This window comes from Dietzia sp. DQ11-71 (genome assembly GCF_014144995.1).
Classification (GTDB): Bacteria; Actinomycetota; Actinomycetes; order Mycobacteriales; family Mycobacteriaceae; genus Dietzia; species Dietzia kunjamensis.
The window spans coordinates 1-14748 of sequence record NZ_JAALDT010000081.1 but is presented as its reverse complement, the minus strand read 5'-3'; the positions used below and the strand labels follow the sequence as shown (position 1 = coordinate 14748).

At 71.1% G+C, this 14748-nt stretch carries 14 protein-coding genes; 6 read left to right on the top strand and 8 right to left on the bottom strand.

The annotated features are described in order from the left end of the window. The first annotated feature begins 21 nt into the window (after positions 1-21). The 5 genes from G6023_RS03335 (at position 22) to G6023_RS03315 (ending at position 5575) form a co-directional block, all read left to right on the top strand. The gene (locus G6023_RS03335) at positions 22-765 is read left to right on the top strand and encodes a GltB/FmdC/FwdC-like GXGXG domain-containing protein (protein WP_083249699.1); all 744 of its coding nucleotides are present in this window, start codon (positions 22-24) and stop codon (positions 763-765) included. Positions 766-852: 87 nt separating this feature from the next. Further along, positions 853-2190, top strand: coding sequence for an FMN-binding glutamate synthase family protein (locus G6023_RS03330; RefSeq protein ID WP_069389465.1), 1338 nt, complete (start codon positions 853-855; stop codon positions 2188-2190). A 52-nt stretch (positions 2191-2242) separates the two neighbouring features. Then, positions 2243-2899 (top strand): helix-turn-helix domain-containing protein, encoded by a 657-nt coding sequence (locus G6023_RS03325; RefSeq protein ID WP_069389466.1) that lies wholly within the window; start codon positions 2243-2245, stop codon positions 2897-2899. A gap of 200 nt (positions 2900-3099) precedes the next feature. Continuing rightward, entirely contained in the window at positions 3100-4332 is a 1233-nt protein-coding gene (locus G6023_RS03320; protein ID WP_069389457.1) for an allantoate amidohydrolase, read from the top strand. A gap of 52 nt (positions 4333-4384) precedes the next feature. Continuing rightward, positions 4385-5575 carry an NAD(P)/FAD-dependent oxidoreductase gene (locus G6023_RS03315; RefSeq protein ID WP_182634078.1) on the top strand — a complete coding sequence of 397 codons (1191 nt, stop codon included), beginning with the start codon at positions 4385-4387 and terminating at the stop codon, positions 5573-5575. A gap of 95 nt (positions 5576-5670) precedes the next feature. Here the strand turns inward: G6023_RS03315 and G6023_RS03310 are convergent, their stop codons facing one another. The 8 genes from G6023_RS03310 to G6023_RS03275 form a co-directional block, all read right to left on the bottom strand. Continuing rightward, positions 5671-6366, bottom strand: a complete 696-nt coding sequence (locus tag G6023_RS03310) for a GntR family transcriptional regulator (RefSeq protein WP_069389458.1) — start codon at positions 6364-6366, stop codon at positions 5671-5673. After that, a complete protein-coding gene (locus G6023_RS03305; RefSeq protein ID WP_083249700.1) occupies positions 6363-7190 on the bottom strand; it encodes an ABC transporter ATP-binding protein in 828 nt (275 codons plus the stop codon). The genes G6023_RS03310 and G6023_RS03305 overlap by 4 nt, the downstream gene beginning before the upstream one ends. Before the next feature lie 96 nt (positions 7191-7286). Next, positions 7287-8168, bottom strand: coding sequence for an ABC transporter permease (locus G6023_RS03300; RefSeq protein WP_083249701.1), 882 nt, complete (start codon positions 8166-8168; stop codon positions 7287-7289). A 45-nt stretch (positions 8169-8213) separates the two neighbouring features. Beyond that, entirely contained in the window at positions 8214-9170 is a 957-nt protein-coding gene (locus G6023_RS03295; protein ID WP_069389459.1) for an ABC transporter substrate-binding protein, read from the bottom strand. Then, entirely contained in the window at positions 9164-10897 is a 1734-nt protein-coding gene (gene atzF, locus G6023_RS03290; protein ID WP_069389460.1) for an allophanate hydrolase, read from the bottom strand. The genes G6023_RS03295 and atzF overlap by 7 nt, the downstream gene beginning before the upstream one ends. 110 nt (positions 10898-11007) lie before the next feature. Next, positions 11008-11184, bottom strand: coding sequence for a hypothetical protein (locus G6023_RS03285; RefSeq protein ID WP_182634077.1), 177 nt, complete (start codon positions 11182-11184; stop codon positions 11008-11010). 327 nt (positions 11185-11511) lie between these two features. Then, complete coding sequence (locus G6023_RS03280) at positions 11512-11988, bottom strand: hypothetical protein (RefSeq protein WP_067716482.1); 477 nt, start codon at positions 11986-11988, stop codon at positions 11512-11514. A gap of 46 nt (positions 11989-12034) precedes the next feature. After that, positions 12035-13396 (bottom strand): acyl-CoA dehydrogenase family protein, encoded by a 1362-nt coding sequence (locus G6023_RS03275; RefSeq protein ID WP_067716479.1) that lies wholly within the window; start codon positions 13394-13396, stop codon positions 12035-12037. Between the two features lie 147 nt (positions 13397-13543). Between G6023_RS03275 and G6023_RS03270 the strand changes: the two genes are divergently transcribed. After that, positions 13544-14503: a TIGR03620 family F420-dependent LLM class oxidoreductase gene (locus G6023_RS03270; protein ID WP_063972779.1), complete on the top strand. Its 960-nt coding sequence runs from the start codon at positions 13544-13546 to the stop codon at positions 14501-14503. The last annotated feature ends 245 nt before the right edge of the window (positions 14504-14748 follow it).

The following is a 14748-nucleotide window of genomic DNA, read 5'->3' as shown; positions in this document are numbered from 1 at the left end:
CCCGCACCCGAAGGACCCACCATGACCGTCATCGCCGATCAGGACCTCACCCCCGACCAGACCTCCGCGGCCGAGCCCACGACCGCATCCCGCGTGATCAACCTGCACGATGCCTCCCTGCGCGAGGTCAACCGGATGCTGCAGGAGTCCGACGGGACCGGCCGGTTCCTCGTCACGGACCCGAGGGGGGCGCACGCCCTGGCCGTCGGCCTCGACAGACCCGACGAGGTGATCATCGACGGTCCGACCGGGTATTACACGGCCGGGATGAACGACGGCGCCCACGTGACCGTCAACGGCAACGTGGGCGTCGGCGTCGCGGAGAACATGATGTCCGGGACGGTCCGCGTCCACGGTTCGGCCTCCCAGTCGGCCGGCGCCACCGCGCACGGCGGCCTGCTCGTGATCACCGGTGATGCCGGCGCCCGGTGCGGCATCTCGATGAAGGGCGTCGACATCGTCGTGGGCGGGTCGATCGGGCACATGAGCTGCTTCATGGGTCAGGCCGGTCGGCTGGTCGTGCTCGGTGACGCCGGGGACGCCCTGGGGGACTCGCTCTACGAGGTCCACATCTACGTCCGGGGGTCGGTCACCTCTCTCGGCGCCGACTGCGTGGAGAAACCGATGCGGTCAGAGCACCACGACGAGCTCACCGACCTACTCGACCGTGCGGGGTACGCCGACGCTCCGACAGCCGGGTTCCGCCGGTACGGGTCCGCCCGCACGCTCTACAACTTCGACGTCGACAACGCCTCGGCGTACTGAACCACCCCATCCGCTCGCCCCCGGCGACCCGCACCAGAGGAGTCCACCATGCCCTTCGACGGACCGACCCGATACGCCACCACCGCCATGCGGCCGCCGGGCGCCGACGACCCGACCCTGCGCGAATCCGCGACCTTCCCGCGGGCGGTCATCCACGAGATCCAGCGAGCCGCCGACACCGGGATCTACGACATCCGCGGCTGGGGCGCCAAGCGTCGACTGCCCCACTTCGACGACCTGCTCTTCCTCGGCGCATCGATGTCCCGGTACCCGCTCGAGGGCTACCGCGAGCGCTGCGACACCGACATCACCCTGGGTGCCCGGCACGCCTCGAAGCCCATCCATCTGGACATCCCGGTGACGATCGCGGGCATGAGCTTCGGCGCCCTGTCCGCGCAGGCGAAGGAGGCGCTCGGCCGGGGCGCCAGCGCCGCCGGGACCTCCACGACCACCGGCGACGGGGGGATGACGGCCGAGGAGCGCGGGCAGAGCTCGAAGCTCGTCTACCAGTACCTGCCGTCGCGATACGGCATGAACCCGGTCGACCTGCGCAAGGCGGATGCGATCGAGGTGGTGTTGGGACAGGGGGCCAAACCTGGTGGGGGAGGGATGCTGCTCGGGCAGAAGATCTCCGACCGGGTCGCGCGGATGCGCACCCTGCCCAGGGGCATCGACCAGCGCTCGGCATGCCGGCACCCGGACTGGACGGGGCCGGACGATCTGGCCATCAAGATCCTCGAGCTGCGGGAGATCACCGGGTGGGAGAAGCCGATCTACGTCAAGGTGGGCGCCACCCGCACCTACTACGACGTGAAGCTGGCGGTGAAGGCCGGCGCCGACGTCGTGGTGGTGGACGGCATGCAGGGGGGCACGGCCGCCACCCAGGACGTGTTCATCGAGCACGTCGGCATCCCCACCCTCGCGGCGATCCCGCAGGCCGTGCAGGCGTTGCAGGAGATGGACCTGCATCGCGAGGTCCAGCTCATCGTCTCCGGCGGGATCCGGTCGGGTGCGGACGTGGCCAAGGCGATGGCGCTCGGGGCGGACGCGGTCGCGATAGGGACCGCCGCGCTCATCGCCCTGGGCGACAACGACCCCCGCTACGAGCAGGAGTACCGCGAGCTGGGCTCGGCGGCCGGCTTCTACGACGACTTCCAGGAGGGGCGGGACCCGGCAGGCATCTCCACCCAGGACCCGGAGCTGGCCGCCAGGCTGGACCCGGTCGCCGCGGGGAGGCGCCTGGCCAACTACCTGCACGTGCTCACGATGGAGGCGCAGACCATCGCCCGGGCCTGCGGTAAGTCCCACCTCACGCACCTGGAGCCGGATGACCTGGTCGCGCTGACGATGGAGGCCGCCGCGATGGCCCGGGTGCCGCTCGCCGGGACCGACTGGATCCCCGGCCGGGCCGGGCGGGGCATGTGAGATGACCGTCGCCCCGGAGGTCGCCGCCGCGCCGGAGACTATCGTCGACGCCATGGGGACCGAGCCGGAGGCCGCGCGCAGGATCGTCCACCAGGCCGCCCCCCGCGAGCTGCCGGTGGACGTCCCCACCGGCGGCGATCTCGAGCGGATCATCGGGTTCCACGTCCGCCGACTCCGCCTCTCCGAGGGGCTTGGGGTGGCGGAGATGGCGCAGCGGATCGGCATCTCCAAGGCGATGCTGTCCAAGATCGAGAACGCCCAGACCTCGTGCTCGTTGAGCATGCTGGCGAAGCTCGCCTCGGGGCTCGACGTCCCTGTCACCTCGCTGCTGCGTGGCGCGGACACCCGGCGGGACGCGGTGTTCACCGCCGACGGTCAGGGCGCCACGATCGTGGGCCGCGGCACGGCGGCCGGTCACGTCTACGAGCTGCTCGGCGCGCTGCGGGGCCCGAACAAGCGCATCGAGCCGGTCCTGGTCACCCTGACCGCCGAGTCGGAGGCGCATCCCCGTTTCCAGCACCCGGGCACCGAGCTGCTGTACATGCTGGCCGGCGACATGATCTATCACCACGCCGAGTCGGAGTACCGGCTCCGGCCCGGGGACTCGTTGCTTCTCGACGGCGAGGGGGTCCACGGCCCGGTGGCGATGCTCGAGCTGCCCATCCGATTCCTCTCGGTGACCGCCTACCCGGACGGTGTCGAGGGCTGATCCGGACCCCCGGACCGCCCGCCTGTCGCGTCCACCGCTGACTGCTCGGGCGCTCGCGCGCCGATGCGCCTTCTCCCACCCCACCCGGGCCGCTGCATTCCCGCACCCACCTGCCCGCACCTACCGCCCGCACCCACCTGCCCGCACCCACCGCCCGTTACCGGGACGCCCCGTCGTCCCCGAATCCCGAGGATCTCGCCATGACGGCCCCGTCCGCTCCCACCGTCACCTCGCTGATGTCCGCGATCCGCGACGTCGGCACCGACCCCACCCGCGGCGGGTACAGCCGGCCCGTGTTCTCCACGCCCGAGCTGGACCTGCGCGAGTGGTTCCTCGCCGAGGCCGCCGCCCGGGGGCTGGACTGCGAGACGGACCGCAACGGCATCATCTGGGCCTGGTGGAACCCGGCCGGGCATCCGCTCACCGACGCGGTGGTGACCGGCAGTCACCTGGATTCCGTGCCCGGGGGAGGGGCGTTCGACGGGCCGCTCGGGGTGGCCTCCGCGCTCGTGGCCGTCGACCACCTGGCCGCCCGCGGCATCCATCCGCGCCGGGCGCTGGCACTGACCGTCTTCCCGGAGGAGGAGGGTTCGCGTTTCGGCCGCGCCTGTCTGGGCTCGTTGCTGCTCAACGGGGCCATGGACCCGGCGGTGGCCGCCGCCCTGACCGACGACGACGGCACGACGTTCGGGGAGTTGTGCGCCCTGCACGGACTCGATCCTGCCCGCATGGGTCGCGACGAGGAGGCACTGGGGAGGATCGGTCGGTTCGTGGAACTGCACGTCGAGCAGGGGCGGGGCCTGATCGACCTGGGCAGCCCGGTCGCCGTCGCCTCGTCGATCATCGGTCACGGTCGCTGGCGGGTGACCTTCACCGGTCAGGGCAACCACGCGGGCACCACCGTGCTCGCCGACCGCCGCGACCCCATGATCCCGGCCTCGCGGACCGTCCTCGACGTCCGCCGGATCGCGGGCCTGCACCGGGGGGCACGGGCCACGGTCGGGCGTCTGGTGCCCACGCCCGGCGGGACCAACGTGATCGCCTCCCGGGTGGACCTGTGGCTCGACGTCCGCCATCCCGATGACGCGGTCACCGCGCGGATCGTCCACGAGATCTCCGAGGCGGCGTCGGCGGCGGCGCTGCTCGAGGGTTGCGAGGTCGCCGTCGTGCAGGAGTCGCTGAGCGGGTCGGTCGACTTCGATCCCGTCCTGCGTGACCGACTGTGCGCCGACCTGCCCGGGGTGCCGATCCTGCCGACCGGTGCCGGTCACGACGCCGGTGTCCTGGCCGCGCACGTGCCCACCGCGATGCTCTTCGTCCGCAATCCCTCGGGGGTCTCGCACTCGCCGGCCGAGCACGTCGAGGACGCCGACGCCGAGCGCGGCGCCGAGGCGCTGGCCGACGTCCTGGCCGACCTGCTCGCCGCAGACTGATCCCGACCGACCCCGGCCGACCGACCACCCTCACGACAGAAGGAGAACCCCCGTGACCGAGACGGCGCAGTACCTCATCATCGGCGGCGGCCTGGAGGGCCTGTCGATCGCCTGGAACCTCACCGAGCGCGGTGAGACGGACGTGCTCGTGGTCGAGAAGGACACGCTGTGCTCCGGCATGACCGGCAAGTCCAGCGGTATCGTGCGCTGCCACTACGGGTCGCCGACCATGGCGGCGCTGAGCTGGCACAGCATCCCGGTGTTCGAGAACGCCGGCGAGTTGCTCGGCGACGACATGGGCTTCCGTCAGTGCGGGTACGCCGTGATCGTCGGCGACGAGAACGTGGCCCCGCTGCGGGCGAACGTGGCGATGCAGCAGAGTCTGGGGATCGAGACGGAACTCATCACCCCGGACCGGATGGCGGAGCTGTGGCCGGGGCTCAACGTCGAGGACGTCGCGGCCGCAGCGTGGGAACCGCGGGGCGGCAGGGGCGAGGCGTACATGACGGGGATGGCGTTCGCGGCCGCCGCGCGTGCCCGCGGCGTGCGCGTCCGTCAGAGCACCCGCGTGGTCTCGCTCCTCCGCGGTTGCGGGGACCGGGTCGTGGGCGCGGAGTTCGCCGACGGCACGGAGGTCTACGCCGAGCACGTGATCCTCGCGACCGGCGTGTGGGCCCCGCAGCTCGGCGCCACGGTCGGGATCGACATCCCGGTCCGTGCGCAGCGCGCCCAGCTCGTGATGGTGGACCAGGGCGAACCGCTCGGGCAGGTCCCCACGCTGTCCGACCTGGTGGGCCTGCAGTACCTGTGCCGCGAACCGAACGGGGAGATCCTGGCCGGCAACTCGGACCACGCCGCGCCGCAGTACATCGACCCCGACGCCTACGCCAACAGGGCCGATTCCTCGACCGTGGAGAAGGTCGTCGAGCGGCTCATGCACCGCCTGCCGGACATGCCCGATCCGTCGATCACCGGCAGCTATGTGGGGGCGTATGACACGACGCCGGACTACAACCCGATCATCGGCCCGTCGCCGATCGAGGGGCTGTTCCTCGCGGTGGGGTTCTCCGGTCACGGGTTCAAGATGGCGCCCGCGGTCGGTCGGCTGGTCGCCGAGTTGCTCACGGAGGGGACGACGACGATGTCGGGCGTCGACCCGGCCGACTGTCGGTACGCCCGGTTCGCGGAAGGGCGTCCCACGACGAGCCTCCACCCGTACGCGGGCGCCGGCGAGATGCGCTGACGCGGCGGGCCGGGCACGCCCCCGCCCCCGCGGGTGGCCGTCGTACCCGGTGGCCCGGCTCGGGGCGTCCCGGCACCGGACTGCCCGGTACGGGACTACCCGGCGGCGTGGAGCGCACGGTTGGTCAGCGAGCGTCGAGCTTTGTCCTCGACCTCGGCGAGCGAGGATCCGACGTGGCCGCGCAGCAGGTCGATCGCGGTGGTGACGTCACCGTCGAGGACGCGGTCGAGTACTTCCAGATGCTCGGAGACCGTCGCGTGCACCCGCTCCTCCGTCGAGTAGTCGTACATCCTCATGGGGCGGATACGGGCGTTGACGGCGCGGAGCTGGTCGGTCACGGCCGCGTTCCCGCAGGCCGAGGAGAGTTTCACGTGGAACGCCTCGTCCCGCTCCACCAGATCCGGTCCCGGGGTGGGGGGTGTGGAGAGGAGCGGCGACCAGGCCCGGCGCAACTCGCTCAGCGATCGGAGGTCCGGGCGTAGGTCGGGGTTCTCCGCGATTCGCCGTAGCCCGCTGAGTTCCAACAGGACCCGCAGCTCGTAGAGGTCCCGCAGAGCGGGGAGGTCGTAACGGGCCAGAAAGTAACCGTCATCCCGGCGCTCGAGCAGGCCGTCGGCGTCCAACCTGATGAGCGCCTCGCGAAGCGGCGTGCGGGACACCTCCAGTTGGTCGCACAGGCGGCCCTCGACCAGTCTCTCCCCGGGCGCGAAGCGGCCCGTCGTCACGAGCTCGCGGAGACCGTGCAGCGCACGGGCGGACTGCGAGAGGCCCGCCTCACCCCGCGAGGTCACGACTCGTCCCCGTGGATGAGGCCGGAGATGGCCCGTTCGTACCTGTTGAACTCGGTGGCGTTGATGTCTCGGGGGCGCGGGAGTTCGATGTCGATGTCGGCGATCACGTGGCCGCACAGGCCCGATCCGGCGCCCCCCGCCATCACGATGACCCTGTCGGAGAGGTTCACCGCCTCCTCGACGCTGTGCGTGATGAACACGGTCGTCGTCCCGGTCTCCCGGTGGATGCGGGTGAGTTCCTCCTGCAGCGAGCTGCGTGTCATGGCGTCCAATGCGCCGAACGGCTCGTCCATGAGGAGCACGCTCGGCCGGTTGGCGAGGGCCCGGGCGATCGCGACGCGCTGCTGCATACCACCGGACAACTGACCCGGGAAGCGGCCGGCCGCGGTCTCCAACCCGACGAGCGCGAGCGCGTCACCGGCCACCGCCCTGGCCTCCTTTCGCGACATGCCGTTGCGGCGGGGGCCGTACGCCACGTTCTCCATCGATGTCCTCCACGGGAACAGCCCGTAGTCCTGGAAGACGACCCCACGGTCGGGACCGGGGCCACGGACGGGGACGCCACCGAGTTCGATGACGCCGTCGGTGGCCGTCTCGAAGCCGGCGAGGAGCCGAAGCAGGGTCGACTTCCCGCAGCTGCTGGCACCGACGATGCTGACGAACTGACCCGCCTCGATGTGGAGGTCGAGGCCCGAGAGCGCGAGGACGTCGGAGTCCTTGCCGGGGAATCGCATCTCCACCCCTCGCACGGAGATCGCGGCGCCGGGGGCCGAGGTGGTCGATGACGAGGCGGGGACGGGACGGGACTCGAGTGTGGTGGTCATGGGAGTTCCTTTCGGGAGACGGGGAGCGGGTGGCACGGGGGGTGCGTCGCAGCGGCGGGCGGGTCGCCGCCCGACCGGGTGGCGTGGCCGGGGAGGTCAGGTGAGCCCGGGGCGGCCCCGGGTGACCGTGGACAGCGCGCGGCGCAGCAGCGCGTCCGAGAGGAGGCCGGCCACGCCGATGGTGAGCATCCCGGCGATGATCACGTCGGTGCGGCTCATGTCGCGGGCCTGGGTGATCAGGGCCCCGAGGCCGGTGGTGATGCCGACGGTCTCGCCCACCACCAGGACCACCCAGGACAGGCCGAGCGCGACCCGCAGGCCCGAGGTGATCGAGGGCATCGCCGACGGGAGAACCACGTCCACCAGCACCCGGAGGCGGTCGACGCCCAGCATCTGGGCGGCCTCGAGGAGGCGCGGCGGCACGGCGTGGGCGCCGGCGATGGTGTTGAGGAGGATGGGGAAGAACGCGGCGAGGAAGACCAGGAAGATGGTGGATCGGTCCCCGTACCCGATCAGCAGCAGACTCAGCGGGGCCCATGCGGTGACGGGGATCGGGCGCAGGATGCCGATGGTGGAATCGAGGAGTTCGCGGATCACACGGAGGCGGCCCATGAGGATGCCGAGGGGGATCGCCACGGCCGCGGCGAGCAGGAACCCGTTGAGTACCCGGAGCGCGCTCGCCGCCGTGTGCCGCCACAGCGAACCGGACAGAGCATCGGACCCGGTTCCCACCGCCAACCCGATCCAGGTCTGCGCCACCGTCAGGGGATCACTGAGGAACCGCATGTCGATGCCGAACGGCAGCTGCCACTGCTGACGGACCGCGATCCACCACAGGGCGAGGATGGCGAGCGGGATCGGCAGGGCGAGCAGGATGCGGCGGGTCCGGCCCCGGCCGCGCCTGACGGCGGTGGCGGGCACGACGTGGGGTGTCGAGGTGGTCCGGCGCTCGATCGCCGGGGGAGCGAGAGTGGTCATGTCCTGGTCTCCTTGTCGAAATGCCTGGCTGGGAATCGGGGTGCGTCAGTCGGAGTGGACGAACGTATCGACGTCCGGTGCCGAGGGGATGTGGCCGACGCGGACCATCTGCTCGATGAGGGCGGCGAGCTGGGCGCGGAACTCGTCGTCGATCTCTGATCTGGGCCATGTGTTGGCCACGGCGAGGGCGGTGACCTCCGGGTCGAGGGAGAACTGCTCGACCACCCTGTCCTGCCACTCGGTGCGGTGGGCGTCCATGTACTCGACCACCTGACGGTGGACGTCGGCGATCCTTCCGACCTTGTCCGGGTCGGCGTCGATGGTCCGTTGGGTGACCCCGAGGCCGATGTTGACCTTGCCGACCGGCGTGTCGTACGGGGAGGCGATCTCCACCGCCCCGGAGTTCTGCCGGGCCGTCGACGGACCGAGCTCCGCGGAGAGGAAGGCGTCGATCCGACCACCGCCGAACGAGGTCGCCATGTCGGAGAAGGGCAGATTGACCAGGGTGACGTCGCGGTCGGCATCGAGTCCGTGTCGGGCGAGCGTCAGGCGCAGGAGGATCTCCTGTGACGATCCCCGCGGGTACCCGACGGTCCGGCCCCGGAGGTCCTCGACCCTGCGGATGTCGGGTGTGCCGACCAACCCGGACCCGCCGTCCGCGGCGACGGACAGCAGTCTCAGGTCCTCGCCCGCCGCCGCGCCGGCGAGCAGAGCGGGAATGCCCACCACACCGAAGTCGATCTGCCCGCTGACGAGAGCGTTCTTGATGTCGGGGGAGGAGTCGAACGTGGCGACCTCGATGGCCAGGTCGGGAGCGAACTGCTGATAGAAGTACGGCGCGAACAGGTGTGGTTGGCCCCGCAGGGTGCCGACGGTGACCCGCTCGAGGTCGCTCTCGCTACCGAGCGTGGTGAACGTGGAATCGATGGTGGAGCAGGCGGTCGTGGACAGCGAGAACACGGCGACCAGCGCCAGGAGCACTCGGCGAAACGGGGTCAGCATCGGGCGTCGTCCTTACTGGTGTCGAGGGTGGTGGAGGTGGTGGCGAGGTAGAGACGCCAGTCGGTGTGGTCGGTGATGTCCTCGGCGCCGCCCAGGGCGTCGGCCGTGCAGCCGAACCCGACGACCGACTCACCGCCGTCGAGCGAAACGCGGGTCAGGCTCATCGGGGCCGGGAGCTCGGCGAGCAGGCGCCCGAGAGCGGAGTGCGGGAGGCGGTACAGCTCACCGTTGATCGACCGGCCCGTCTCCTCCGGGCGGGCCGGGACGAGGCCGGGCTTCGGGGGCACCGTCGGCAGGGAGAACAGTCTGTAGTCGGCGGAGGTGCGGATGTCGCCCACGAACCGTGCCCCGAGTGACTCGAGTTGGTGGTGCAGCGGCTGGCCACGGAGGTGGGCGCCGAAGACCGCGAGCCTCGTGTCCGATCCGGGCCAGATCTCGGGAACCGGCCCCCGGTCCTCCGCAGCGCTGGTGCCGAGCAGGGTGGAGTGGACGCGGGCGGCGAGGTCCGCGGCCACCTGGTCGTGGTCCCGGGGGGCCAGCACCATCACGCCGAAACGTCCCGGGCCGATCGACCGTCCCGGGACGGCGACACCGCACATGTCCAGGAGGTTGCAGAAGTTGGTGAACGTGCCCAGACGTCTGCTCACCTCGAACGGGGCCGCGGCGACCTCCGCGAGGGTGGGGTGGTCGGTGGTCGTCGGCAGGAGCAGACCGTCGATGCCCGTCATGAGGCGGCGAGCGTGGGCTCCGGCGTGGGCGAGACATTCCAGGTCCCCGACGAACTCCACGGCGCCGGCGTCACGGCCACCGAGGATGATGGCGGCGACGGTCGGGTCCAGGTCCTCCGAGCCCCGGGACACGGCGTCCCCGACGGCCGCATAGCGCTCGGCGACAAGGGCGCTGTCGTAGAGCAGCCGCGCGGCGTCCAGGAGCGGGGAGATGTCCACTGTGACGATCTCGACGCCCGACCGCTTCAGGTCGCGTACCGCGTGGTCGAAGGCCTCGCGGTACTCCGCACCCAGGGCGGACAGGTCCCGTTCCCGCGGGACGGCGAGTACTGCTCGCGACGGGGCCGCCAGCGGGACATCGTCCCGTCTGGGGCCGCAGCGCGGATCCGCGCCGTCCGGCCCGGCGATGACGGCCATCACCCGGGTGGCCTCGGGCACCGTTCGCGCGAACACGCTCACGCAGTCGAAATCGGCGCACGCGGGCACGACGCCGGTGGCGGGAACGAGCCCGGGGCTGGGTTTGAGGCCGACGATCCCGTTGAAGGCCGCGGGAACGCGGCCGGAACCGGCGGTGTCGGTGCCGAGTGCGAAGTCGACCTCGCCGTCGGCCACGACCACGGCCGAGCCCGAACTCGACCCGCCCGCGATGCGTTCCGGCATCCCCGAGGCGTGCACCGCGCCGTACGGGCTACGGGTGCCGACCAGGCCGGTGGCGAACTGGTCCATGTTCGTCTTGCCGACGAACGTCGCACCGGCGTCGACCAACCGCTGCACCACCGTCGCGTTCCGGGGTGGAGTGGTGGCGAAGGAGGGGCAGCCGGCGGTCGTGGGAACGCCGGCGACGTCGATGTTGTCCTTGACCGCGAACGTCAGGCCCGCGAGCGGAAGGTCCTCGCCGTTCGCGGCACGCGCCAGGGAATCGTCCACTGATCGGGCGATCTCGTCAGCGGCGCGGCGGTGGATCCACGTGGGGTTGCTCCGGGGCGGGGTGGTCAGCATCGGAAATCCTCTTCTGAACTGGGGGAATACGATGCTGTATACGGTGCTGTGTACGAGTTACCGCTCTGGCAGCGGCGTGTGACGGCGGTGTTTCGGCGGGGGCTTGCGCGTTAACAACCGGTGGCAGCCCCGGCCTCGTGCAGCGCGGGGAGCAGGTCGCGCTCGGCCAGCTCGAGGAACGGCGACTGGTCCCGCGCGACGTGGTGCAGGTAGATCCGCTCGAACCCGAGCTCCTCGAACTCGCGCAGTCGGACGACGAGTTCGTCGACGGAGTCGGTGACGATCACCGTTTCGGCGAGCTTCTCATCGGGGATGTGCCGCCCGGCGACGTCGAGCTCCTCCGGGGTGGCCAGGTTCGCGTCGAGGGGCGCGCCGACGGAGTTGTTCTGCCACTGGCCCGTGCGAGGTCGCGGGCCCGGCCGAGGGTGTCGGCGATCGAGATGTGCACCTGGAGTGCGAGTGGACCCCGCCCGCCGGCGCCGCGGTAGGCGCTGACGATCTCCGTCATCGACCCGAGGTCGGCGTTGACGGTGATGAGCCCGTCCGCCCAGGTCATCGCGGGGGACGGCGCGGTGGGGGCGGGGCGGCACGGAGTCCCGGGCCGCCCCGCCTGGTCACTGCTTCTTCAGCGCGTCCGTGCAACGCAGACGGAGCTTCTCCAGTTCGCGTCCGTGCTGCTCCGCACGCTCGACCAGCTTCTCCAGCGTGGGCCGGGGAAGCCGGGGGTCGTCGATGTCTAGCAGAGCCTTGAAGCCGAGCGTCTTGCCCGTCACGGCGAGGGTCAGCGCCTCGAGCTCGACCAGATCGCTCAGCGGGGAGCGCTCGGCGGCCCGCCGGTTGGGCTTGAGCTGGCCGAACTTCTCGGCGGCCTTGGCGGGCAGGTCCTTGAGGATCGAGGGTGACGTCCCCGCCAGCGTCATGAGCTCCTCGAGGCTCTTGAGGTCGTCCACGGTCTCGTCGCCGATGCGGGAGACGACCTTCCTGGTCTCCGGGTCGTCGTGGTCCTCGGCCACGCGGCGGAACAGGTCGATCCCGGCGGCGGCACCGGCGTGGTGGTCCTGCATGTACGTGTGCAACATCTCGGTGGCCATGTACTGACGGTACGAGAGCGGGACGCAGGAGCAACCGGACCACGGTTCACCGGGCGAGGAGCCCCTTCGCGATGTGGGTCACCTGGATCTCGTTGCTGCCCGCGTAGATCATGAGCGACTTGGCGTCGCGGGCGAGCTGTTCGACCCGGTACTCGGCCATGTACCCGTTGCCGCCGAACAACTGCACGGCCTCCAGCGCCACCTCGGTGGCCGCCTCGGACGAGTACAGCTTCATCGCCGACGCCTCCGCGAGCGAGAGCGGCTTGCCGGCACGGGCGCGCTCGATGGAGTTGAAGACCATGTTGCGCACGTTCATCCGCGCGACCTCCATCTTCGCCAGCTTGAGCTGGATCAGCTGGAAGCGCCCGATCTCCTGGCCCCACAGGGTGCGCTCGCGGGAGTAGTCGACGCACAGCCGGTGGCACTCTTCGATGATGCCCAGCGCCATGGTGGCCACCCCGATCCGCTCGGCGGTGAAGCTCGACCGCGCCGACTCGCGGCCGTCGCCCCCGCGACCGGACTCGGACTCGCCGAGCAGCCGGTCCCTGCCGAGGCGGACGTTGTCGAAGAACAGCTCCCCGGTCGGGGAACTGTGCAGGCCCATCTTCTTGAAGGGAGCACCCTGCGTGAGGCCCTCCATGCCCTTGTCCAGTACGAACGTCAGCACCTTGCGGTCGCGCTTGTCGGCGTCCGTGGCCGGACCCGTGCTGCCCGCTCCACCCGACCCCTCGTCGAGCTTGGCGTAGACGATCATCACGTCCGCGTACGGCCCGTTGGTGATGAAGGTCTTCTGGCCGTTGAGGATGTAGTCCTCGCCGTCGCGCCGCACGTAGGTGCGCATGCCGCCGAAGGCGTCGGAACCGGAGTCCGGCTCGGTGATCGCCCATGACGCGACCTTCTCCATGGTCACGATGCCGGGCAACCAGCGTTCCTTCTGCGCGAGCGTCCCGCGGGACATGATCGTGGTCGCGCCCAGCCCGAGGCTCACGCCGAGCGCGGAGACCAGCCCCATGCACGCGCCGGCCAGTTCACTGGTCACCACGGCCATCATGGAGTCCCGGTTCTCGGGGGCTCCGCCGGAATCGCCGTCCTCGTCGTCGTCCCCCCTCCCGCCGTCGCCGCGCGGCGCGTCACCGGATGCAACCCCGCCGCCCGCTGCCTCGCCGCCCGCGGTCCCAGTCCCGGCCGCCGCGCCGACCGTCTCGCGCGCCCGCTCCTTCGCCAGCATCTTCTCGACCCCGTCGCGGGCCATGGCATCGATGCCGAACTCGGCGAACAGCTTCCGGATGATCGGGTAGGGCGGGATCTCACCGCTCTCCAGGGCGTCGAGCTGGGGGCGGATCTCCTTGGCGATGAAGCCGCGCACGGCGTCGCGGATCATCAGGTCGGTCTCGGACCACTCGTACATCGGCGTCTCGTCTCCTCGGTGCCCGGGGGTGTGCCGCGTGTCGCTGCAACACGTGTCAGCTCAGTGTGTCGCGACCGGGTCGACGGCCGCGGCCGTTTGCGGCGAATGGCCGGCCCGGCGACGACGGGGTCGGGCACACTCGGGAACATGAGTGCCCTCCAGGACAGTGCATCCCACCGAACCCGCCACCGCCCCGCAGGTCGCGAGCAGCTCGGCCGGATCGGCCTGTGGACCGGCTCGCTGGAGGGACTGACGCCGGCGGCGATTCCCGACGTCCTCGGTGAGCTCGACGACCAGGGCTGGGGCTCGCTGTGGTTCGGCGAGGCCGTCGGCCGGGAAGCGTTCACCGCCGCGCAGCTGTACCTGGGCGCCACGCGCCGGATGGCGATCGGCACCGGCATCGCCAACATCTACGGCCGCGACGCCTCGGCGGCGGGGGCGGCCGCCCGGACGATCAAGGCCATGCACCCGGGCCGGTTCGTCCTGGGCCTCGGCGTCTCGCACGCGCCGCTGGTCGAGCGCCACCGTGGTCACCACTACGGGCGGCCGCTGTCGGCGATGCGTGAGTACCTCGACGCGCTCGACCGGACTCAACCCATGGCGGCGGGCGAGGACACGATGCCGCCGGTCGTGCTCGCCGCGCTCGGCCCCAGGATGCTCGAGTTGTCGCGCGATCGCACCGCCGGCGCCCACCCGTACCTGACGCTGCCCGAGCACACCGCGCGGGCGCGCGAGATCCTCGGCGGGACCGCCGACGACGGGCCGGCCCTGGTCGTGGAGCACGCCGCGGTGGTGGCCGAGGGGGTCGACGACGACGACGAGGTGTGGCGGTCGCGGGCCCACGATCACCTCAACGTCTATACGGGCCTGCCGAACTATCGGAACTCGTGGACCCGGCAGGGGTTCGACGAGTCGGACTACGTGCGCGGGGGCAGCGATCGGCTCAAGCACGCGATGGTCACCCGCGGGGTCGAGGCGACGCGGGCGCGGGTGCAGGAGCACCTGGACGCAGGGGCCTCGACCGTGCTGGTGCAGGTGCTCGGCGAGAACGTGCTGACGCCGCCGGTCGAGGACTGGCGGATCGCGGCCGAGGGGCTGCTCGGCTGACGCCTGGTCGCCAGACTGCGCGGACCGGAGACGCGTCGGTTGCCAGAGGGGCTTGTCAGTCTCTGTTTTTTCGGAGAGCCGGTTGATCCTCGCCACTGACCGCTGGCGACGCTCGTAGATCTCCCCAGTACTCCTTAGCAGCAATGTGGTTTGTCGAGTACACCCGTGCGGGACGGAACGCCGCCAACGATCGCTGCTGTGACTCTTACCTTCGTTTGGCGGGATTTCGCAGGTTCGTTTGGCGG

Bases quoted from the DNA above. Each gene is read 5' to 3' on its own strand.
- G6023_RS03335 (WP_083249699.1), top strand. From the start codon at position 22: ATGACCGTCATCGCCGATCAGGACCTCACCCCCGACCAGACCTCCGCG.
- G6023_RS03330 (WP_069389465.1), top strand. From the start codon at position 853: ATGCGGCCGCCGGGCGCCGACGACCCGACCCTGCGCGAATCCGCGACC.
- G6023_RS03325 (WP_069389466.1), top strand. From the start codon at position 2,243: ATGGGGACCGAGCCGGAGGCCGCGCGCAGGATCGTCCACCAGGCCGCC.
- G6023_RS03320 (WP_069389457.1), top strand. From the start codon at position 3,100: ATGACGGCCCCGTCCGCTCCCACCGTCACCTCGCTGATGTCCGCGATC.
- G6023_RS03305 (WP_083249700.1), bottom strand. From the start codon at position 7,190: ATGACCACCACACTCGAGTCCCGTCCCGTCCCCGCCTCGTCATCGACC.
- G6023_RS03300 (WP_083249701.1), bottom strand. From the start codon at position 8,168: ATGACCACTCTCGCTCCCCCGGCGATCGAGCGCCGGACCACCTCGACA.
- G6023_RS03295 (WP_069389459.1), bottom strand. From the start codon at position 9,170: ATGCTGACCCCGTTTCGCCGAGTGCTCCTGGCGCTGGTCGCCGTGTTC.
- atzF (WP_069389460.1), bottom strand. From the start codon at position 10,897: ATGCTGACCACCCCGCCCCGGAGCAACCCCACGTGGATCCACCGCCGC.
- G6023_RS03280 (WP_067716482.1), bottom strand. From the start codon at position 11,988: ATGGCCACCGAGATGTTGCACACGTACATGCAGGACCACCACGCCGGT.
- G6023_RS03275 (WP_067716479.1), bottom strand. From the start codon at position 13,396: ATGTACGAGTGGTCCGAGACCGACCTGATGATCCGCGACGCCGTGCGC.
- G6023_RS03270 (WP_063972779.1), top strand. From the start codon at position 13,544: ATGAGTGCCCTCCAGGACAGTGCATCCCACCGAACCCGCCACCGCCCC.